Annotated in this window: 18 protein-coding genes; 9 read left to right on the top strand and 9 right to left on the bottom strand. The window is 57.3% G+C overall.

Annotation, left to right across the window (positions count from 1 at the left end; all coding sequences use genetic code 11):
• Positions 1 to 52: 52 nt before the first annotated feature.
• Positions 53 to 991: a tripartite tricarboxylate transporter substrate binding protein BugE gene (locus CPY64_RS02945; protein WP_022983479.1), complete on the bottom strand. Its 939-nt coding sequence runs from the start codon at positions 989 to 991 to the stop codon at positions 53 to 55.
• Between the two features lie 208 nt (positions 992 to 1,199).
• Here CPY64_RS02945 and CPY64_RS02940 point away from each other — a divergent pair, with 208 nt between their 5' ends.
• From CPY64_RS02940 to CPY64_RS02930, 3 genes are read left to right on the top strand one after another with little or no spacing between them, the layout of a single operon-like run.
• Positions 1,200 to 2,096 (top strand): AEC family transporter, encoded by an 897-nt coding sequence (locus CPY64_RS02940; RefSeq protein ID WP_042483685.1) that lies wholly within the window; start codon positions 1,200 to 1,202, stop codon positions 2,094 to 2,096.
• A 9-nt stretch (positions 2,097 to 2,105) separates the two neighbouring features.
• Positions 2,106 to 2,606 (top strand): tRNA (adenosine(37)-N6)-threonylcarbamoyltransferase complex ATPase subunit type 1 TsaE, encoded by a 501-nt coding sequence (gene tsaE, locus CPY64_RS02935; RefSeq protein ID WP_042483682.1) that lies wholly within the window; start codon positions 2,106 to 2,108, stop codon positions 2,604 to 2,606.
• A complete protein-coding gene (locus CPY64_RS02930) occupies positions 2,570 to 3,937 on the top strand; it encodes an N-acetylmuramoyl-L-alanine amidase (RefSeq protein ID WP_042483679.1) in 1,368 nt (455 codons plus the stop codon). The genes tsaE and CPY64_RS02930 overlap by 37 nt, the downstream gene beginning before the upstream one ends.
• A 620-nt stretch (positions 3,938 to 4,557) precedes the next feature.
• Here the strand turns inward: CPY64_RS02930 and CPY64_RS02925 are convergent.
• Entirely contained in the window at positions 4,558 to 5,208 is a 651-nt protein-coding gene (locus CPY64_RS02925) for a VTT domain-containing protein (protein ID WP_042483676.1), read from the bottom strand.
• Between the two features lie 145 nt (positions 5,209 to 5,353).
• Here CPY64_RS02925 and mutL point away from each other — a divergent pair, with 145 nt between their 5' ends.
• Both mutL and miaA read left to right on the top strand, forming a co-directional pair.
• On the top strand, positions 5,354 to 7,225 hold the full coding sequence (mutL, locus tag CPY64_RS02920) for a DNA mismatch repair endonuclease MutL (protein WP_042483673.1): 1,872 nt from the start codon (positions 5,354 to 5,356) through the stop codon (positions 7,223 to 7,225).
• Positions 7,222 to 8,160, top strand: coding sequence for a tRNA (adenosine(37)-N6)-dimethylallyltransferase MiaA (gene miaA / locus CPY64_RS02915; protein ID WP_042483670.1), 939 nt, complete (start codon positions 7,222 to 7,224; stop codon positions 8,158 to 8,160). Before mutL ends, miaA begins: the two co-directional genes overlap by 4 nt.
• 107 nt (positions 8,161 to 8,267) lie before the next feature.
• Here miaA and CPY64_RS02910 read toward each other — a convergent pair whose 3' ends face one another.
• Both CPY64_RS02910 and purM read right to left on the bottom strand, forming a co-directional pair.
• Positions 8,268 to 9,728, bottom strand: a complete 1,461-nt coding sequence (locus CPY64_RS02910) for an NCS1 family nucleobase:cation symporter-1 (protein ID WP_042483668.1) — start codon at positions 9,726 to 9,728, stop codon at positions 8,268 to 8,270.
• Between the two features lie 285 nt (positions 9,729 to 10,013).
• Complete coding sequence (gene purM, locus CPY64_RS02905; RefSeq protein ID WP_022983476.1) at positions 10,014 to 11,063, bottom strand: phosphoribosylformylglycinamidine cyclo-ligase; 1,050 nt, start codon at positions 11,061 to 11,063, stop codon at positions 10,014 to 10,016.
• Positions 11,064 to 11,117: 54 nt separating this feature from the next.
• On the opposite strand from purM, the gene hda reads away from it, so the two are divergent.
• From hda to folK, 4 genes are read left to right on the top strand one after another with little or no spacing between them, the layout of a single operon-like run.
• Positions 11,118 to 11,816 (top strand): DnaA regulatory inactivator Hda, encoded by a 699-nt coding sequence (gene hda, locus CPY64_RS02900; RefSeq protein ID WP_022983475.1) that lies wholly within the window; start codon positions 11,118 to 11,120, stop codon positions 11,814 to 11,816.
• A gap of 3 nt (positions 11,817 to 11,819) precedes the next feature.
• Positions 11,820 to 12,521, top strand: a complete 702-nt coding sequence (locus tag CPY64_RS02895; protein ID WP_009461280.1) for an HAD family hydrolase — start codon at positions 11,820 to 11,822, stop codon at positions 12,519 to 12,521.
• Between the two features lie 10 nt (positions 12,522 to 12,531).
• A complete protein-coding gene (pcnB, locus tag CPY64_RS02890) occupies positions 12,532 to 13,911 on the top strand; it encodes a polynucleotide adenylyltransferase PcnB (protein WP_042483664.1) in 1,380 nt (459 codons plus the stop codon).
• A 29-nt stretch (positions 13,912 to 13,940) separates the two neighbouring features.
• A complete protein-coding gene (gene folK / locus CPY64_RS02885; protein WP_042484399.1) occupies positions 13,941 to 14,393 on the top strand; it encodes a 2-amino-4-hydroxy-6-hydroxymethyldihydropteridine diphosphokinase in 453 nt (150 codons plus the stop codon).
• Between the two features lie 9 nt (positions 14,394 to 14,402).
• Here the strand turns inward: folK and CPY64_RS02880 are convergent, their stop codons facing one another.
• The 5 genes from CPY64_RS02880 to CPY64_RS02860 form a co-directional block, all read right to left on the bottom strand.
• Entirely contained in the window at positions 14,403 to 15,890 is a 1,488-nt protein-coding gene (locus CPY64_RS02880; protein ID WP_042483661.1) for a UdgX family uracil-DNA binding protein, read from the bottom strand.
• A 49-nt stretch (positions 15,891 to 15,939) separates the two neighbouring features.
• A complete protein-coding gene (locus CPY64_RS02875; RefSeq protein ID WP_042483658.1) occupies positions 15,940 to 17,145 on the bottom strand; it encodes a putative DNA modification/repair radical SAM protein in 1,206 nt (401 codons plus the stop codon).
• A gap of 139 nt (positions 17,146 to 17,284) precedes the next feature.
• Positions 17,285 to 17,563 (bottom strand): hypothetical protein, encoded by a 279-nt coding sequence (locus CPY64_RS02870; RefSeq protein WP_022983473.1) that lies wholly within the window; start codon positions 17,561 to 17,563, stop codon positions 17,285 to 17,287.
• 220 nt (positions 17,564 to 17,783) lie between these two features.
• Complete coding sequence (locus tag CPY64_RS02865) at positions 17,784 to 18,971, bottom strand: MFS transporter (protein ID WP_042483656.1); 1,188 nt, start codon at positions 18,969 to 18,971, stop codon at positions 17,784 to 17,786.
• Positions 18,972 to 18,995: 24 nt separating this feature from the next.
• Entirely contained in the window at positions 18,996 to 20,198 is a 1,203-nt protein-coding gene (locus CPY64_RS02860) for an MFS transporter (protein WP_042483653.1), read from the bottom strand.
• Positions 20,199 to 20,295 lie beyond the last annotated feature (97 nt).

The raw sequence follows: 20,295 nt of genomic DNA, 5'->3' as shown, positions 1-20,295 counted from the left end.
AACCGGCCTGCGAAGGCCGGTTTTTTTATGACTGCAATCAGGCAGCAAAGGCTTATTCCAACTTGATATTGCCTTTCTTGACCACGTCGTGGGCCCAGTCGTATTGCTCCTTGATTTCCTTGGCGAACTCTTCAGGCGAATTACCCGAAGGCGTGGCACCCTGCTTTTCCAGAGCCGAAATAATTTCCGGCTTCTTCAAAGCCTCAGCAGCAGCGGCATGCAATTTGGCAACGATTTCAGGAGGCGTTCCTTTGGGAGCCAGCAAACCGTACCAGGCCGGGCTGTTCAGCTGCGGGTAGCCTTCCTCGGCCAAGGTAGGCACATCTTTCAGAGCAGGCAGGCGCTCAGGCCAGGCAATCGCCAGTGCCCGCAAATTGCCAGCCTGGATCTGGGCCATGGACGAAGGCAAGTTATCGAACATGGCGTTGATCTGACCACCCACCGCGTCCGTCACAGCCGGGCCGGCGCCACGGTAAGGAACGTGCACGATATCAGTGCCGGTTTCCAGCTTGAAGGCTTCACCAAACAAGTGCAGAACCGAGCAGGTGCCCGAGCTGCCGTAGGAATATTTACCAGGATTGTCTTTCAACTGCTGCACAAACTCCTTGAAGTTTTGTGCCGGAAATTTGGGATTGACCTCGATCACGTTGGGCAGGTTGGCAAAGTTGCTGACCGGCACAAAGTCTTTCAAGGGATCATAGGGCAGATCATTGGGGCGGCAAGCGGGATTCACTGCCAGAGTCGAGATGGTGGCAATTGACAAGGTATAGCCGTCAGGTTTGGCGCGAGCCGCTTCTGCCGCTCCGATAGCGCCACCGGCACCCCCCTTGTTTTCCACAACCATGGATTGGCCCAGCACTTCGCTCATGCCCTTGGTCACAATACGCGCCACAATATCGGTGGAGCCACCAGGCGCAAAAGGAACAATGACGCGAATCGCCTGATTAGGGTAATCAGCTTGAGCGTGAGCGACATTGGCCGTGCCGATCATGGACAAACTTGCACAAAGGGATAGCAGCGCAAATTTCTTGGGAAACTTCTCTATCATGGGAACATCTCCTCTTTAGTCTTTTTGTAGATCCATCCCCTGGGTAAGGGGAACTCATCAATAATAGCGCAGCTAATCCCCAACAATTGTTAATTCTGAAAGCAGATACCTACAGGGGATATACCTATATCTGCCTTTAATTACCGTCATCATGGCCACAATATTCCCGCTGATCCTGCCCGATTTTCTGTTGATAGCGCTGGGGGCTTTGCTGCTGCATCGCTTCCACTTCAGCCGGGATTTTTTCCAGGGTGCCGAAAAGCTGGTCTATTACGTCCTGTTTCCAGCCCTGCTGTTTGATTCCATTACTCGCATCCCGCTCAATCTGGGTGATACCTGGCCCTTACTGGTGGCGGCGGCTGTTTTAATTGCTGCGGGTACTGTATTGGCCTGGCTGGCCCTGCCCATTCTGAAACCCGAACATTTGCAACACGCCGCCCTGACCCAGTGCGCCTTCCGATTCAATACCTATTTAGGGATGTCCTTGGCCAGTGCCATTGCCGGCCCATCAGGCGTGGCCGTCATGGCCTTGCTGGTGGGTTTTTCTGTTCCCATGGCCAATATGGTGGCCGTGACCGTGCTGGCACGTGGGCAACAAGGCCGCATCGCCATCGAGCTGCTCAAAAATCCTCTGATCCTGTCTACTGTTGCCGCGCTGGCCTGGAATCTGGCCGGTTTGCCCGTGCCCGGCCCGGTTCAATTGGCCTTTAGCCGCCTGGGGGCTTGCGCCCTGGGGATTGGTCTGTTGTGTGTAGGCGCCACTTTGTCCCTGCAAGGCTCACGGCGTGCGGGGGCCTTGATCGGCTGGATTACCGCCATCAAGCTGCTGGCTTTACCCTTGGCGGCCCTGGCAATTGCCTGGGTGTTGGATATGAGCACACTGGAGCGCCAGATGTTACTGGTATTTGCCGCTCTGCCCACCGCCTCTTCTGCCCACGTACTGGCTGCCCGCATGGGAGCCGATAGCCGTCTGGTCGCGCTGACCATGTCGATCGGCACTATACTAGCGGGCTTGACCATTCCATTGTGGTTATCCCTCGCGACCTGATCCAAGCCTATGAATCTGCAAGCTTTAACCCTGTCCTTGCCTGACGAGGACGCCACCACGGCCCTGGCCGAGCGCCTTGCCCCGCTGCTAAGCGGTCAGGTTCCTGGTGTGCCCACGGGCGGCCGAATTCATCTTCATGGTGACCTGGGCGCCGGTAAAACCCACTTCGTTCGAGCCCTGTTGCGGGCTTGCGGCGTTACCGGTCGTATCAAAAGTCCTAGCTACGCTTTACTTGAAAGTTATAAAGTTTCTAGCTTATACTTCTATCACCTTGATTTTTATAGATTTAGCGATCCACGAGAATGGGTCGATGCAGGTTTTCGCGATATTTTGCAAGACAATGCTGTTGTGCTGATCGAATGGCCCGAAAAAGCAGGGGATTTATTGCCCGAGCCCGATCTGGATTTACACCTGGATTATTGCGGTGACGGTCGTTTGGCCACCCTGGATGCACGCAGCGCCAAAGGAACGCTATGGATTACGACACTCGCCCCCAGCCTGCAGAAGTAGCCCCAGCCGGCAAGGCCCGTCGCCGATTCGTCGCCACGGCCACTACCCTGTTCCTGCTCCCTGTCATCCCGCGACTGGCGAATGCCAGCACTATCGTGGCCGTCCGTACCTGGCCGGCAGATGAATACACCCGCGTCACCCTGGAAATGGATAGCGAGCTCAAGGCCGAGCATTTCACACTGGAAAACCCCCATCGCATGGTGGTGGACATCCAGGGCCTGACCATGAACCGCACCATCGAGGAGCTGGTTTCCAAGGTCCGCCCCAATGACCCCTACATTCGCTCCGTGCGCGTGGGCCAGAACCGCCCCGACGTCGTGCGTCTGGTGCTGGATCTGAAACAGGCCGTCGCTCCCCAGATCTTTACCCTCAAGCCCGTTGGCGAATACAAGTACCGTCTGGTGCTGGACTTGTACCCGCGCGTGGCTCAAGACCCGCTGCTGGCTTTGCAAATTCAGGACGATAACGACCCCCTGGCTTCCGTCCTGGAAAGCCTGGCTCAAAACTCGCCTGATGCTCCTGTGCCCACGGTACAAGGGCAGACCTTGCCGCCCGTCGCTCGTACGCCGCCTCCTGTTACAACTCCACCGCGCTCCCCTTCGCCCGGAGCCACTCCGGGCACTCCAAATCGTCCTTTACTGATTGCGCTGGACCCTGGCCATGGTGGTGAAGACCCCGGTGCCATTGGTCCCGGTGGTACGCGTGAAAAAGATGTGGTGCTGAACATTGCCCGCCGCCTGAAGCGTTTGATCGATGCGCAGCCCAATATGCGCACTTACTTGACGCGCGACTCGGACTTCTTCGTGCCACTGCAAGTGCGTGTGCAAAAAGCCCGTCGGGTAAAAGCTGACCTGTTCATCAGTATTCACGCTGACGCCTGGATCAAGCCTAGTGCGCGTGGCTCGTCTATCTACGCCCTGTCTCAAAACGGTGCCACCAGCTCGGCTGCTCGGTGGCTGGCCAAGAAAGAGAACGATGCTGACTTGATCGGCGGTTTGAACCTGGGTTCCCACAACCGTCAGGTTGCGCAAATTCTGCTGGACCTGTCTACGGCCGCACAGATTAACGATTCGGTGAAAGTAGGCTCGCGCCTGCTGGGCGAGATCGGCAAGATCAACCGCCTGCATAAGCGCAATGTTGAACGCGCTGGTTTTGCTGTACTGAAAGCACCGGATATCCCGTCGATTCTGATCGAAACAGCGTTTATCAGTAATCCGGAGGAAGAGCGTCTGCTGCGTAGTTCTTCGCATCAGGACAAGATTGCCCAAGCCATTCTGACCGGCATCCGGGGATATTTTGCCGAGTTTCCGGCACTGGCCAGCCGCAGCTAACTATCTGCTTGGTTCGATGAAAAAAGCGCAGCAAAAAATGCTGCGCTTTTTTTATTTCTGTAGAGTCTGAAGCTGTTCAGAAAAGAGAACATCTTTGGGCAAGGACCTGTTTGAACCTGAATCGGTGTGGCCTTTTCTTGAGGGGGAGCAGCTAGTCGGAGGGCAAGTCAGGGTTCTGGCCGCAGGCTCTTGAGCTATCCAGGATACAAGCCCCGTGCTGTTTGAGCGCGACGCTTATAGCTCGTCCGGGGGACGAGCTATCGCGCGAGTTCACGGGGCGCCTGGATAGCTCAAGAGACAAGGGTACCCGTGCGCAGCACAGGCCAGAGCCCCGCCTGCAGACTAGCTGCTCCCCCTCAAGAAAACTGAGGCATTCTTTGCTAAAGGCTGAAACAGAGGCAGCTTTTTCAAAAATACGGAGAGTGCCAATAGTTACCTTGAACACTTGAACACTTGAACACTTGAACACTTGGACGCTTGGACGCTTAAACCCAGATTTTGCGACGGCTTTTACCCCCTCGCCAACAACAGCGATATCTGACAGGTTTCCGAAATAAAAAAGGACACCTTCTGGCGTCCTTTCCGTGGCCCTTAACAGCCGAGCAACCCGGCCTCACATCCTACAAAGCCGCATCACCCTTGCTCTTGCGCTTGAAGATCTTCCACAAGGCCCCAGCCACGACAGGCACCGCGGCAGCCGCAATACCAATCAGCACGATGGTATTCAAATGCGCCTTGATGAACGGCACGTTACCAAAGAAGTAGCCCAGGGTAATCAAGCTGCAAATCCACAGCACCGCGCCGGTAATGTTGTACATCTGAAAGCGCATGGCATTCATATGGCCCACACCGGCCACAAAGGGCGCGAAGGTGCGAAACAGAGGCAGGAAGCGGGAAATGACGATGGTCTTGCCACCATGCTTTTCATAGAAAGCATGGGTTTTGACCAGCGCACGGCGATCCAGGAATCGGGATTCCTGGGTAAAGACTTTCGGACCTATATACCGCCCCACGTGATAGTTCACGGTGTTCCCCAGCACCGCTGCCACGATCAGCAGGCCACCCAGCATGACCGGGTCCAGCATGCCCGAAGCGCCAAAGGCTCCAGCAATAAACAGCAAGGAATCGCCCGGCAGGAATGGCAGAACCACAAGCCCGGTCTCGCCAAATATAATCAAGAACAGAACAAGATAAATCCAGGCTCCATACTGCTCGACCCACACACCCAGGTACTGGTCAATATGAAGGATCATGCTGAGTAAATCGGGCATAGTTCCACACCAAAATAACAATCCAGCCAGTCCGATACTGGCCAGACCGACACCATAGAGCAAGCGGTTAAAATAAGCCGCTACCGTTTGAAACCCGTTGAACGTGTATTGTTCAACCCTGAATACACACAAGGCCAGCCGCCCTATGTCATCAAGACGCCGTATTATCCCACTCCCGGACTTGCTTGTAAGCCAAATTGCAGCCGGTGAAGTTATCGAGCGCCCGGCATCTGTCCTGAAGGAATTGCTGGAAAACGCCATTGATGCCGGAGCCAGTGCCATCGAGATTCGTCTGGACGGCGGCGGCATACGCCGCATCTCTGTCAGCGACGATGGCCACGGCATCACCCAGGAAGAGTTGCCCCTGGCGCTGCTGCAACATGCCACCAGCAAGATTCGCTCGCTGGAAGAACTGGAGTCCGTGGCCTCCATGGGCTTTCGGGGTGAGGCCCTGCCCTCTATTGCCTCGGTAGCCCGTCTGACGATCAACTCGCGCACCCAGGACGACCCGCACGCCTGGGAATACTCGCTGGGCCACGCTGAACCCCAGCCCGCCTCCGGGCAGATTGGTACGCATGTGGATGTACGTCAGCTATTTGACGAGATCCCTGCCCGTCGCAAGTTCCTGCGTACGGAAGGCACGGAGTACGGCCATTGCGTGACCGCGCTGGAGCGCATTGCCCTGGCACAGCCGCAGATCGCTTTCCGGCTTTTCCACAACGACAAGCCCCAGCGCCACTGGCGCAGCGGCACGCTGGAACAGCGTCTGCTGGATATTTTGGGCAAGGAGTTCATTGAACAAAGCCTGCCCGTTGCCCAGGAACAGGGGCTGATCAGCTTGCGTGGTCTGGTGATTCACCCGGCCCACGCTCGCCCAAGCGCAGACAAGCAGTTCCTGTTTGTGAATGGCCGCTTTGTACGCGATCGCACGGTGTCACACGCCATACGCAGTGCCTATGCCGATGTGCTGCATGGGGATCGCCAGCCTGCCTATGCCCTGTTTCTGGATATTGCCCCCTCCACGCTGGATGTGAACGTACACCCCGCCAAGCATGAAGTCCGCTTCCGTGACAGCGGCGCCGTGTACCGCTTTGTGCTGCAGTCTGTCGGACAAACCTTGGCGCAAGGCAGCATGGCCGGGGAAACGCCAGTTGCCGCCATGCCTTTACCTGAAGGCGCTACCCAGCCTCCTATAACGGGCACGCCCTACCCTTCGGCCACTCCTGGCGCACCCAGCAGCTCCTATACCAGCAGCGAACCCGCCATGCCGTACAGCCATCCAGCTCGCCAAGGCTGGCAATCCAGTTTCAGCCTGCGCGAGCCATCTGGCGGCGGCAATGTGGACTGGAAAAGCATGTACCGTCCGATTGAGCCTGCTCCCAGTAACACGCCAGTCACCAGCTATCAAAGCGAGGCAGACAGCGCGACGGACGAGTTTCCCTTGGGCATGGCCCTGGGCCAGTTGCACGGCATCTATATCCTGTCCGAAACCCGTCAGGGCATGATTCTGGTGGACATGCACGCCGCGCATGAACGCGTAGTTTACGAACAATTGAAGCAAGCTCTGGATGGCCGCGAACTGCCCCGTCAGGATCTGCTGGTGCCAGTAGTGTTCAGCTGCTCGGAAAGCGATATCGCTTTGCTGGATGAGCATCAGGAAACGCTGGCCGATCTGGGCCTGAGCATGAACCCGGCCGGCCCCACCACCATGGCCGTGCGTGCCGTCCCTGCCCTCTTGGCTCAAGGCGATATAGAATCCCTGGCCCGTGCCGTACTGCGCGACCTGGCACAGGTAGGGTCGTCACGCCATCTGGATGAACAGCGCAACGAGCTGCTTTCCACCATGGCCTGCCACGGTGCGGTACGTGCCAATCGCCGCCTGAGCATCCCCGAGATGAACGCTTTGCTTCGCAAGATGGAACAAACCGACAGGGCTGATCTGTGCAATCACGGTCGCCCCACCTGGTTCCAATGGAAGCTCAGCGAGCTGGACAAACTTTTTATGCGTGGACAATGAACGATTTACCCATTCTGTGTCTGGCTGGCCCAACGGCCAGCGGCAAAAGCGCAAGCACGCATATCCTGGCCCAACACTGGCCGATTGAAGTGATTGTGATGGACTCGGCCACGATTTACCGCGACATGGACATTGGCACGGCCAAGCCCAGCGCGGAAGAACAAGCGGCCATTCTCCATCACTTACTGGATATTCGCGACCCGGCTGAAAGCTATTCAGCCGCGGAATTTGCCACTGACGCAACCCGCCTGATTCAGGAAATCCGGGCACGCGGGCATTACCCCGTGCTGTGTGGCGGCACCATGCTGTATTACAAAGCTCTGCGTGAAGGCCTGAACGACTTGCCGCAGGCCGACCCCGCCATTCGCCAGCAACTGGATGAGCGCGCCCAGGAAATCGGCTGGCCCGGCATGCACGAAGAGCTGACCCGTATCGACCCGGTAACAGCTGCCCGGCTGGCCCCCCGCGATAGCCAGCGTATTCAACGTGCCCTGGAGATTTTCCATATCAGCGGCAAGACCATGAGCGACTGGCTAAAGGACAAGGCCCAGCCGCAAGAAGGCAGCCATCAGTACGTCACCATGAGCCTGGAACCGGAAGACCGATCCTGGCTGCATAAACGTATCGCGGTTCGCTATCACGACATGATCGAACAAGGACTGCTGCAGGAAGTGGAAAAGCTTTACCAGCGCCCTGACTTGCATCCCGGCCTGCCCTCTATTCGTTGTGTGGGCTATCGGCAACTATGGTCGTATCTGGACGGCGAAGTCAGCCTGGACCTGGCCATTGAACAGGCTATTGCCGCGACTCGCCAACTGGCCAAACGCCAATTGACCTGGCTGCGATCCGAACCCGAGCGTCAGCAATTCAACTGCCAGAACCCGCAAGCCGCCGAGCAGATCGTGCAAGCGGCACGCCAGATCTGGCCAGCCTGATACTCAGCTAAGCATCTCGCTTTTTTGCGAACCGCCCCCGGCAGCTGGATGGTATCCAACGGCCAGAGGCGGTTCAAAAAGATCGTTTTTTACCCGAAATACGGTTTTTACACCGAAGCCCCGTTCAGCTTGGGCAAGACTTGAGTGCGCATGGCCACGTATTGGAACACACCACCCAGCAAGGCGCCAATCAGCCAGCCGTAACCGGCCATATTCGCCAAGGCAGGCACCCACACCGTCGCCACCGAGAACACGGCAGCCAAGAAAAAGGCGGTCATGGCGCGCTTGTTCCAGCCATTCTGGAAGTAGTAAGTACCACTTTCTTTCAGGGAGAACAGATCCGACACCACCACACGCTGCCTGCGGATCAAGTAAAAGTCCACAATCATGATGCCGTACAAGGGAGCCAGCAAGGCGCCCAAGGTGTCCACGAAACCGGTAATCCCGATGGCACTGATCAAGGGCAGCCACAAGGCACCGATAAAGAACGCAATCACGGCAGTCAGAATGCCGCCCATCTTGGCGGAGATCAGCTCGGGCTTGAGGTTAGCCAGATCGAAGGCAGGCGGAATGAAGTTCGCCACCAGGTTGATCCCCACGGTTGCGGCAAAGAAGGTCAAAGCGGCGATCACCGTCAAAGCCAGGCTATCGACGCGATCCACAATATCAGTGGGGTTGGTCAGGGTTTCACCAAACAGCACGGCTGTGCCAGCGGTAATGAACAAGGCCAGGAAAGAGAACACGGCTAGGCTGACGGGCAAGCCCATGAAGTTGCCGATGCGCATGCTGCGCTCGTCTTTCACAAAGCGCGAGAAGTCACCGTAATTGATCACGACAGCCGCAAAGTACGCCACCATGGTGCCTACAACCGCACCAAAAGCCATCAAGGGGCCGCCCTCGTAAGTGCCCTTGCCGGCAAAAATCTCGCCCACTTTATCGAGCAGGCCGCTGCCCGCCTTGTACCAGATCACGGCCAGCAAGGCGAACATCACCAGGTACACCAAAGGCCCCGCCCAGTTCAGGAAACGCGTAATCCACTTCATGCCCATAAGGAAAATGCCCAGCTGCAAGATGCAGACCACGATATAAGACAGCCAGCCCACCCAATCCAGCCCCAAAAACAAGGCACCGCCGGGGTGGCCAAGCAAGGCATTGAACAACAAGGCCAGAGCGGTAGAGGCAAAGTAGGTTTGCACGCCGTACCAGAAGATAGCCACAATCCCGCGCACCAGGGCCGGAAACTTGGCCCCCCTCACCCCCATGCTGATACGGGCAATCACGGGATAAGGAACGCCATACAGCACGCTGGGTTTACCGCTCAGGTTCACCAGGCCCATCACAATGAAACCGGCCAGCAAGATGCCAGCAAACACGGCCCAGCCATTCAGACCATAAGAAATAAACAAGGTGGCGGCCAAGGTATAGCCAAACAGACTTTGAATATCGTTGGACCAGACGTTGAAAATCTCGAACCAGCCCCACAAACGTTTTTGTCGTGGCAAAGGCGCCAGATCCTCGTTATGCAAGGACGGATGCGGGTCTTTCAAGGATAAATCGCTATGCTCCATTTTCTTCCCCCTTAGAAATTGCTTCTAACATTTCAGCTGATATTTCTACACGCTTGCCGCTACTGTAGGAGTCTTGTTGAGCGGGGAACATTATGGAATGTACGAGTAATACTTAAATTCGGATTAGCTCGAAAAACGGCATAATTAATTTCATATAAACCTTATTTGAAAATCAAATACACCAGATTCGAAGCGCTAATACAGAGGACTTCCGGATGGGGTGCGGGAATAAAAAAAGCCAGCTCAAGGAGCTGGCTTTTCTATTCACGGAAAGATCCGGGGGTTTCAGACCACTTCAGTCTGTGCCTGACCTTCCTGACGCTCAAGGATTTCGCCCAGTTGGTAGACGGTTTCGCCTTGCTCGGACAAGGTTGCACTGATGGCGTCTGCCTTGTCTGCAGGAACGATGATGATCATGCCGATACCGCAGTTGAACACGCGGTACATTTCTTCGTCGGCCACGTTACCGTTGCTTTGCAACCACTGGAACAAGGCAGGCATGGTCCAGGAGTCACGCTTCAGGCGGGCAGTCAGGTGCTTTTGCAGGATGCGGGGCACGTTTTCCAGCAAGCCGCCGCCCGTGATGTGAGCCAGGCCCTTGATGTCCGCACCGTGGGCAGCCAAGGCAGCCAGCACGGATTTCACGTAAATGCGGGTGGGTTCCATGACCACGTCAGCCAAAGGACGGCCATCCAGCTCGTCGGTAGGCTTGGCGTTGGCGTGCTTGAGAATCTTGCGAATCAGGGAGTAGCCATTGGAGTGGGCACCGCTGGAAGCCAGACCCAGAACCACGTCACCGGGAACAATGGATTTGCCGTCGATAATGCGCGATTTTTCTACCGCTCCTACTGCAAAACCGGCCAGGTCGTACTCGCCTTCGGGGTACATGCCGGGCATCTCTGCCGTTTCGCCACCGATCAGGGCACAAGCGGACAGTTCACAACCCTTGGCAATGCCGCCAACTACTTGAGCAGCCGTGTCGACCGACAGCTTGCCGCAGGCAAAGTAATCCAGAAAGTACAAGGGTTCTGCGCCCTGGACTAGAATGTCGTTGACACTCATGGCCACCAGGTCTATACCCACAGTGTCGTGGCGCTGCCAATCAAATGCCAGGCGTAGTTTGGTACCAACACCGTCGGTGCCGGACACCAGAACGGGCTCTTTAAGGTGGGTAGGCACTTCAAACAAAGCGCCAAAGCCTCCGATTCCAGCCATGACGCCTGCACGCATGGTTTTGGCAGCCAGTGGTTTAATACGATCGACCAGGGCATCGCCCGCGTCGATATCCACGCCTGCATCGCGGTAGGTCAAGGAAACAGAAGTAGTGTTTTTCATGGGAAAAGCCGTGGGATATGTGAAAATTGCGAGTTGGACGAAATTGTACGACACATGACCGAGCAACTGATTCTGGATATATCTCCAGCACCGCCTGCCTCTTTGGACAACTTTGTTGCCGGAGCGAATCAGGCTGCGTTGCAGGCTCTGCGTCAGTGCAGTCCAGGACGCGCGGTTTACCTGTGGGGACCGCCCGGCGCAGGTCGAACACATCTGCTGCGGGCGATGGCCAGTCAAGACGACAGCCGCTATTTTAGTTCAGATACTCCCTCCCAGCCCATCTTTGACATCGCCACCGATGACAAAGCCCCTCCCAGCCTCTTGGCCATCGACGATATCGAACGTTTTGACGAGCACGGTCAGGCTGCCGTATTTGCACTGTACAATCGCTGGCGCGAGTCGGCCACCCGGCCAGACGCCTTCACGCTGCTGGTCTCCGGCGACCGGGCTCCCAAAACCATGTCCGTGCGCGAGGACTTGCGCACACGCCTGGGTTGGGACCTGGTATTCAGACTGGAATACCTGTCGGACGCCCACCGGGCCGAAGCCATGCAACAGCGGGCCGCTGCCCGCGGTCTGCAACTGCAAGCGGAAGTGCTCAGCTGGATACTGACTCACTACGATCGCGATATGAACCGCTTGAGCGCACTGATCGATGCGCTGGACAACTATTCACTGGTAAAGAAACGCCCCATCACTTTACCCCTGCTCAAAGAACTTCTGGCCAACAGCCAGACCCAATCTTCTAGTTGAGTCATGACTGCTTCTTCTTTTATTGCCCTGTTTGATCTGGACCACACTCTGCTTCCTTTAGATAGCGATTACCAGTGGGCTGACTTCCTGGCCCGTACGGGCCGCGTCGGTGATCCCGCTGAAGCCATCCGTCTGAATGAAGACCTGATGGAACGCTATAACCAGGGATTGTTGACGGCCGAAGAATCGGCCGAATTCATGTTGGGCCTGCTCACCAACGCCAGCCAGGAAGAATTGCTGGCCTGGCAGGACGAGTTCATGCAGGCCGTGATCCTGCCCTCGATCAGCCCGGCTGCCCGCGAACTGCTCGCCCAGCATCAGGACCAGGGCCATCTGGTGGCGATCGTGACCGCCACCAACGAATTCGTGACGCGCCCCATTGCTGCGGCATTGGGCGTAGACCACCTGATCGCCACCACTCCTGAAATGAAAGACGGCCGCTACACCGGCAAGATCAGTGGTGTGCCTAGCTTCCAGGCTGGCAAGATCACCCGTGTGGAGCAATGGCTGCAAACCATGGGCAAAACCCTGGCCGACTTCGAGCGCAGCTGGTTTTACAGCGATTCGCCCAACGATCTGCCCCTGATGGAAGTGGTGACCGACCCCGTGGCAACCAACCCCAGCGACAAGCTGCGTGCCGTGGCTACCGAACGCAATTGGGTCGTCATCGATTTGTTCGCTGACATGATGGACAGCAAATCGTAAAATCAGACGCATGCTCAAGCGAACAATAAAAACATTTGTCGACCGGCTGCTCAAACCAGCCAAAAGCGCGCGTCCCAAAGGGCCGCGCCGCTACACACGAGAAGAACATGGCATAGACCGACGTCTGGTCTCGCGTCATGCCATCAAAGTGTGCGAGGTCCTGAACCACGAAGGCTATCAAGCCTATGTCGTGGGCGGCGCAGTGCGCGATTTGCTGGTGGGCCTGGAGCCCAAGGACTTTGACGTGGCGACCAACGCCACGCCCGAGCAAATCCGCCCCCTGTTCCGTCGTGCCCGCATCATTGGCCGCCGCTTCCGCCTGGTTCACGTGGTGTTTGGCCAGGAAATCATCGAAACCTCGACTTTCCGGGCCGATGATAGCGGCAAGCAAACCGACGAACATGGCCGTATCCTGCGCGACAACGAGTACGGCACCATCGAAGACGATGCCGCACGCCGCGACTTCACGCTAAATGCGCTGTACTACGATCCCCTGACCGAAACCGTTATCGACTACCACAACGGGGTAGCCGATCTGAAAGACCGTCAGGTACGCATTATTGGTGATGCGGAAACCCGCTATCGCGAAGACCCGGTGCGCATGCTGCGTGCCGTGCGCTTTGCCTCCAAACTGGATGCCACCATCGAACCCACGACAGACGCACCGATTCGTTCCTTGTCGCGTCTGATCGAGAACGTGCCCGAATCCCGTCTGGCTGACGAAACACTCAAGTTGCTGAACTGCGGCCATGCCATGGACTGCATCCAGCGCCTGCAGGCTCTGGGTCTGCACAGCAAGCTCTTGCCCATGGTGGAGCCAGTTCAACGTTTGCCTGGTGGCTCGGAATTTCTGGATATGGCCCTGGCCCGCACCGACACCCGCGTTCGCGCGGGCAAGTCGGTCAGCCCCAGCTTTATCTATGCGTGCCTGCTCTGGAAGCTGGTCAAGCAGGAGTGGGACCGACGCAGCGCTCAGGACATGCATCCCCAGCAAGCCTTGCTGGAAGCCGCCGACCTGATCCTGGAAAAACAAAGCCGCATCATGCCAATTCAAAAGCGCTTCCAGTCGGATATGCGTGAAATCTGGTTCATGCAGCCCCGTTTTGAACGCATCGCCAACCGCGCTATCTGGCGCATGACGGAACAACCTCGTTTCCGTGCCGCTGTGGACTTTTTACAACTACGCGCCGAAGCCAAAGAGGTGGATAGCGTGCAGGCACAGTGGTGGATGGATCTGGCTGATGCGGGCGACGAAGAACGCAGCAATATGATTGCCGTGCGTAAACCCGCTGGCACCGCCGCCACTGGCTCGCGCAGCGGCCAGCGTCGTACCCGTCGCCGTCGCTCCAATGCCAAACGCAGCAACGCGGCAGGCGGAAGCGAATCGTGATTCCAGGCAGCAACACCGTTTTTGTTGCCATGGGCGCGAATCTGGGCGAAGCACGACAAACTCTGGAAACAGCGGCGGCAGAACTGGCCGCTACTGCTGGCATCCAGGATCTGACGCTGGCCCATTTCTACAGCACGGCTCCCGTCGATTCCAGTGGTCCGGATTACGTCAATACAGTCGTCCGCTTCACCTGCACTCTGGCTCCCGAGAATTTGCTGGACCGTCTGCAACACATCGAACAAGAGCACGGCCGCACGCGCCTGTACCGTAATGCACCCCGTACCCTGGATCTAGACTTGCTGCTTTACGGGCAAGAGCAGATTAATACGGAACGGTTGATCGTGCCCCATCCCCGCATGCACGAGCGTGCCTTTGTGCTGGTTCCGCTGGCAGACCTGGCCCCTGAACTTGAGTTGACTCAAGGCAGCGTGAAGGAATTGCTGAGCACGGTGCAAGACCAGGAGATCCGGCGGCTGCCCTAGTGTCCGCTTTCAAGCGCCATCAGCCGTGGGCGCATTGGCCAGCTGCCACCCCATTTGCATGGCCTGGGCAATGCCACTGACAATTTCCTCTTGCCGGGCGGCATTCTGCACACGCAAGGCATAGGAAGGATGCCAGGTCGCAATAACCCACGTCTGGCCCCACAAAAAGGGTTTGGACAGGAAATCAGCCAATCGCGCCTTTGAGCCCAACAAGGCCGTCAGGGCAGTCGCTCCCAGAGTGACGATGACGGCAGGCTCAAGCTGCGCCAGCTCTTCCCGCAACCAATGTCCGCATGCCTGCACTTCAGCCGGGGATGGAATGACATGCAAACGCTGCCTGCCACGCCCTTCCCATTTGAAGTGTTTGACGGCGTTACTTACATACAGCTGGTCGCGGTCAAGGCCTGCACGCTGCAAGGCCTGATCCAGAACCTGCCCGGCTGGCCCGACAAAAACACGGCCAGCCAAATCCTCGTGGTCGCCCGGCTGCTCGCCCAGCAACATCATGCGGGCTGTTGTCGGGCCTTCTCCCGGCACGGCCTGCGTCGCGTTTTCCCATAGACCACATCGCCGGCAACGCTCCAGCACAGACAATTCACCCCGGATGGGCTGGGCAGAATCAGCCGTCACCGCTACCGACTTGCCCGGCATCCGGGCAACAAGACCAGACTGTCCGACTCGCCGCGCCCCGTTACGCGCTTCACTGACCATGGCGGGAATCAGGCTTGCTTCAGGCAAACCTTTCCAGAATCGCACAGGCATGCTCTGCTGCAAGGCCGTTTCATTCAGACGTGCAGGATTAAAAATGCTCCGGTAATAACGTAACCACAAGGCTTCCACCTGATCGTCCGACGGACCGCTGCGTAATTCATCCACATTCTCAGGCGCATCACGCAGCTGCAAGTTTTCACCATCCCACAGCGCCACACGTTGTGGCGTCGCGATGCACCAGGAGGTGCTCCCCATACGTTTGGAGAAATAGTCGGCAATCCACTCCAGCACCTCGTGCTCGGGCTCGAACCAGGCCCAATACTCGGGCCGCTTGCCCTGCCCGCAATGGCGAAACCGTACGTACGCCATCATGTCGTGCTTTTCCTTGCGCACGGCTTTCGCCATTTCATATAAGCGGGCCCCATCCTCATCAGCCACAGACGCCACACTGCGCTCGCCATGGTGCCAACGCCACAACACGCGGTAGAGCAAGGCCCAACGCTCCGGAGTACGACACAAGGCGGCATCCTGCAGCAAGGCGCTCAGCCCTTTCGAAATGCGAACGGCAAACTCGGCGTTCGGCTCACAGACCTGCGGCTCCCGCAAGGACATAGAGGACACAGGAGAAGACAGCTCGTAATCCAAGCCCATCTGCTGGCTGGCCGCGCCCGCCTCCCGACTTTTTTCACTCCAGCAAAGCTGCTCTGGTGACCAGCCTGCCGCCAGAGCGCGCAAGGCTTGCTCACGCCAGGCGCTATAGCCGCCGTCAACCTGCAAGCTCACCATGCTCGCCCCCCATCGTCAGGAACAAACCCGGCCGGCGAACAGAGCGTACTCATAAGAGACTCAATTGCTGCGGATTGGTCGACAGCATGCGCCGCAATTTGTCGGACGTCGCGTCGGCAAGGCCAGGACGGTAATCCTGTACCACGACAAAGGGCTGCAATGTTTTGATGGAGCAACGTAAACGGATCAGATCCTGATACCGGATAGCCCGCATCTGACGCAACTCGACCAAACGCTTGGCATTACGGACACCAATGCCGGGCACACGAGCAATCAGGCGCTCCGGCGCCCGGTTCAGATCCACCGGAAATACGGCCCGGTTGGACAAGGCCCATGACAATTTGGGATCAATATCCAAGGGCAAATCGCCCTTGTCCTGAAACAGCTCCTCGGCCCGAAAACCGTAACTACGCAGCAAGAAATCGGCCTGATACAGCCGATGCTCTCGCAGGAGCGGTGGCGGCTGTGCGGGAAGCGCCGACGAACTATCCGGAATAGGACTGAACGCAGAGTAATACACCCGCTTGAGCTTGTAGGCACCGTACAGATTTTGCGCTGTTTGCAAGATATTGCGGTCGTCCGCCGCATCCGCACCCACAATCATTTGCGTGCTTTGTCCGGCGGGTACCTTGGGAAGTTTTTCTTCCTGCGCCTGCTCCTGGGCAAGACGGATCACCCCCATCGCCCGCTTGATCGTGTGGCCACTTTTCTCGGGCGCCAGGCGATGCAGGCCCGCATCCGTAGGAAGTTCGATATTGACGCTGAGTCGGTCTGCATAATGACCAGCCAGCGTGATCAACTGCGGATCGGCATCCGGAATGGTTTTAAGGTGGATGTAGCCACGAAAATGGTGATCTTCGCGCAGGGAGCGCGCCACCTCGACCAGACTCTCCATGGTGTAGTCCGAGCTTCGTATGATGCCCGAGCTCAGGAACAGACCATCTATATAGTTGCGCCGATAAAAATCCAACGTCAGATCCACCACTTCCGCCGGCCGGAAACGCGCGCGTGGCACGTTGCTGGAGCGCCGGTTCACGCAATACAGGCAGTCATACTGGCAAAAATTGGTCAGCAGTATCTTGAGCAGCGACACGCAGCGCCCGTCCGGCGTAAAGCTATGGCAAATACCGGCACCGGTACTGGCACCCAAGCCCGTACGCCCACGGGAATCCCGTTTAGGCGCGGCACTGCTGGCGCAAGAGGCATCGTACTTTGCCGCATCGGCCAGAATTTCGAGTTTGCGCGATAGCTCCATGATCGAAATACTGTATATAAAACCAGCATTATACAGTTTTCGGCCCGGGCGTCACGGACCCGGCGCGTTTTCAAAGAGGGCAAGCGGCCGGACTTGTCCGGCAAGGGACAAGCCAGCCAAGCCAGCTCAAGCCAAGGGGTCAAGCATCCAGAAGCTTGATCAAGGCCTCTTGGTGATTGGATCGGGCTTCCAGCAATTGCCGCCCTTCTTCGGTCAACATGGCTATCAGGGGAGCGGGAAAAGGGGAAGGAGTCTGCGTCGTTTGAGGGATGGCTTGGACTAATCCCAGCGACTGTAATTGTTCGAAAACAGCTTGTTTCTTGTGCCAGGGAGTTTGGCGTAAGCGCACGAGCTCAAGAGTGTTCCAAATAGTGGGGTTGAGCTGCGGAATAGTAATGGAGCGCTGAAGTTGCGTCATACAAGGCCCTTAATTAAGACCACCCATACCGACATTGTGTGCCCATAAGAGGAGGTCAGCCAGAAAGCATCCCTATACCGTACAACATAACAATGTACAGAATATTTCAAGGAGTTCTGACAGACATCGTCGCAGCGCTCCTTCAAGACTCCAATAAGCAATAACCCGCGCTTGCGTCCTTGCAGGCCCGGGAAAATCAGTCCGGGCCCTGTTTTTTCGCTCAGGTTTTTTGTCGCAAAATTGCTCCGAAAAGCAGCAAAAACACAACAAAAGAGGCCAGGCCAGCCAGCCCCAGATTTGCATTCAAGCCATAGGCATCCACAAACTGCCCACCCAGCCAGGAGCCAAGCCCTATGCCGATATTGAAGACAGCCACGTACAACGCGGTGGCTACCTCAACCGCGTTGGCAGCAGCCTTCATCATCCAGCTCATCAGCCCTACCGACACCCCGCCATACGCCAGGCCCCAAAGCAGCAAAATCGCACCTCCACTCAGCGGTGAACCACCCACTGTCAAGAAAAGCAAAGCAGTGATGCTTAGACCCAACGCTATCGCCATCAAGCTGGCTTCAGTGCGTTGCGCCGCCGAAATCCCGATCAGGAAGTTGCCTGCAATCCCGGCCACACCATAAGCGAACAGCAAGCCCCCTATCCATTCAGAGCCTATGCCCGAAGCAGACAGCAAAAGAGGTCGCACAAAGGTAAACGCGCTGAAATGCCCCGCAACCAGGATCACGGTCAGCAGCAGGCCAAACCATAACCGCCGATTGCCCAATTGCTCGGCGAACTGGCGCCATGTGGTCGAGCGCGATACGGACAAAAAAGGAATCACGGCCAGATGGAAGATCAGCACCAAAGCGCTCAGTAACGCCATGCCACCAAACGCCCAGCGCCACCCAAGCAGATCGCCCATCAAGGCGCCCAATGGCACACCCAATACAGAAGCGGCGGCAACCCCACCAAAAATGATCGAGGTTGCCAAACCTACTGACTGAGCCGGAACAAGACGGGAAGCCAGACCACCTGCAATGGCCCAGATACCGCCCATGCAAAAGCCGACCAGTACACGGGCGGCCAGCATCCAGACGATGCTGGGAGCCAGGGCAGACGCAATATTGGCCATCACCAACAAGGCCAGCAATCCACACAGGATGCGTCGCCTGTCAACGCCGCCGGAAGCCAGCACCACCAGCGGCGCAAACAAGGCGGCCAATAAGGCAGGCAGGGAAATCAGCAAACCCGCCGTCCCTGTAGAGGTCTGCAAACTGTCTGCAATGGAGGTCAACAAACCTACGGGCAACATTTCCGTGGTGACGACTGAAAAGGTGGCCAAGCCAACAGCGCTAACCGCCAACCAGGACTGCCGTTTGCCAGGCTGCACGGCCATGGATAAAGAAGAAGTATTCATTGCTAAATATTCGAGGAAAGAAGGCTAAACAGCGCAGGAACGGGCCGTTCCAGGCGTACGCAAACGTTGATGGCTGCACAAGGCAAGCACGACGATCAGAGCGGCGGCATAAAGCGCGACCATAAAGCCGGAGCTGGCTCCGCCCTGATCCACCATCTGTCCCGAAGCGGCGGCACCCATGGCTACACCGATATTCAGACCAGCCAGCAGCCAGGTCATGCCCTCGGTTAATTGCTGCTCCGGCACCACACGCTCGACCAGCGACATGGCCACAATCATGGTGGGAGCGAAAAACAGACCAGCCAGCAAGACCGCCCCTGCCAGCTGTGCCACGCTGGCCACCAGCAATAAAGGCAAGGTCGTGGCAGCGGTAGCCAAACCACCCAACAGCAATAGCCGGTGCAAAGGGATATTCAGCTTCAAACCACCAAACACCAGACCCGCTACGCAAGAACCCAAGGCGTAAGCCGATAGCACCAGACTGGCCGCCCCCGGCTGCCCCATCTGCTCGGCAAAGGCCACGCTGACAATATCCACGGTGCCCACGATCACACCCATGGCGACCATCAGCAATGCCAGCAAACGCACGCTATTCAGACGCAGCACCGAAGGGCGACTGCCCTGCTCCTGCACCTGAATCGGCGGCTCACTGCCTTTTTGCAGCAGAAGGGCCGACACGCCGGCTACCAGCAATAGCGCAGCGGCCAGCACACCCGCTTGCGGGAACACCGCGACAGCCAAACCTACTGACAAGGGCGGCCCGGCAATAAAGGTGACTTCATCCAGCACGGTTTCCAGCGAATAAGCCGTTTGCAACCGATCCTGACCACGGTAAATCGCCGTCCAGCGGGCACGTACCATGGCCGACATGCTGGGCATGAAACCGGCCAGCATCGCGCCTGCAAACAAGATCCAATCAGGCGCTTGCCACCAGGTCGCCCCCAACAAGAGCAGCAGGCCCAGCACACTGATGGCTGTTGCCAGCGGCAGAACACGGCTTTGCCCACGCCGGTCCACCCAACGGGACACCTGCGGCGACACCAGCGCATAGGTCAGGACAAAAGAGGCGGACACCGCCCCCGCCAAGGCATAGCTGCCACGCAGTTGCGACAGCATGGTGATGATTCCTATCCCTATCATGGGCAGCGGAATCCGGGCCAGCAGCCCGGCCAGGGCAAAACCCCGTGCGCCGGGCGCGGCAAAAAGTTCTCGATAAGGCTGAGCCATTACATTCTCCGTGAACGCCCGCTTGCCACGACACGGTGATGCATCGACAATACATACAAGGCGTATGTTTAAAATAATATATACATACGCTGTGCAT

This window comes from Alcaligenes faecalis (assembly GCF_002443155.1).
Classification (GTDB): domain Bacteria; phylum Pseudomonadota; class Gammaproteobacteria; order Burkholderiales; family Burkholderiaceae_B; genus Alcaligenes; species Alcaligenes faecalis.
Note: the sequence above shows the minus strand (reverse complement) of the source record. Positions and strands in the feature narration are given on the sequence as shown.

Excerpts from the sequence above, each read along its gene's own strand:
- CPY64_RS02945 (WP_022983479.1), bottom strand. The coding sequence starts at position 991 with ATGATCGGCACGGCCAATGTCGCTCACGCTCAAGCTGATTACCCTAAT.
- tsaE (WP_042483682.1), top strand. The coding sequence starts at position 2,106 with ATGAATCTGCAAGCTTTAACCCTGTCCTTGCCTGACGAGGACGCCACC.
- hda (WP_022983475.1), top strand. The coding sequence starts at position 11,118 with ATGACCGAGCAACTGATTCTGGATATATCTCCAGCACCGCCTGCCTCT.
- CPY64_RS02910 (WP_042483668.1), bottom strand. The coding sequence starts at position 9,728 with ATGGAGCATAGCGATTTATCCTTGAAAGACCCGCATCCGTCCTTGCAT.
- CPY64_RS02925 (WP_042483676.1), bottom strand. The coding sequence starts at position 5,208 with ATGCCCGATTTACTCAGCATGATCCTTCATATTGACCAGTACCTGGGT.
- CPY64_RS02895 (WP_009461280.1), top strand. The coding sequence starts at position 11,820 with ATGACTGCTTCTTCTTTTATTGCCCTGTTTGATCTGGACCACACTCTG.
- CPY64_RS02865 (WP_042483656.1), bottom strand. The coding sequence starts at position 18,971 with ATGAATACTTCTTCTTTATCCATGGCCGTGCAGCCTGGCAAACGGCAG.
- purM (WP_022983476.1), bottom strand. The coding sequence starts at position 11,063 with ATGAAAAACACTACTTCTGTTTCCTTGACCTACCGCGATGCAGGCGTG.
- CPY64_RS02870 (WP_022983473.1), bottom strand. The coding sequence starts at position 17,563 with ATGACGCAACTTCAGCGCTCCATTACTATTCCGCAGCTCAACCCCACT.
- CPY64_RS02930 (WP_042483679.1), top strand. The coding sequence starts at position 2,570 with ATGGATTACGACACTCGCCCCCAGCCTGCAGAAGTAGCCCCAGCCGGC.
- CPY64_RS02860 (WP_042483653.1), bottom strand. The coding sequence starts at position 20,198 with ATGGCTCAGCCTTATCGAGAACTTTTTGCCGCGCCCGGCGCACGGGGT.
- folK (WP_042484399.1), top strand. The coding sequence starts at position 13,941 with ATGGGCGCGAATCTGGGCGAAGCACGACAAACTCTGGAAACAGCGGCG.
- CPY64_RS02880 (WP_042483661.1), bottom strand. The coding sequence starts at position 15,890 with ATGGTGAGCTTGCAGGTTGACGGCGGCTATAGCGCCTGGCGTGAGCAA.
- miaA (WP_042483670.1), top strand. The coding sequence starts at position 7,222 with ATGAACGATTTACCCATTCTGTGTCTGGCTGGCCCAACGGCCAGCGGC.
- CPY64_RS02875 (WP_042483658.1), bottom strand. The coding sequence starts at position 17,145 with ATGGAGCTATCGCGCAAACTCGAAATTCTGGCCGATGCGGCAAAGTAC.
- mutL (WP_042483673.1), top strand. The coding sequence starts at position 5,354 with ATGTCATCAAGACGCCGTATTATCCCACTCCCGGACTTGCTTGTAAGC.
- CPY64_RS02940 (WP_042483685.1), top strand. The coding sequence starts at position 1,200 with ATGGCCACAATATTCCCGCTGATCCTGCCCGATTTTCTGTTGATAGCG.
- pcnB (WP_042483664.1), top strand. The coding sequence starts at position 12,532 with ATGCTCAAGCGAACAATAAAAACATTTGTCGACCGGCTGCTCAAACCA.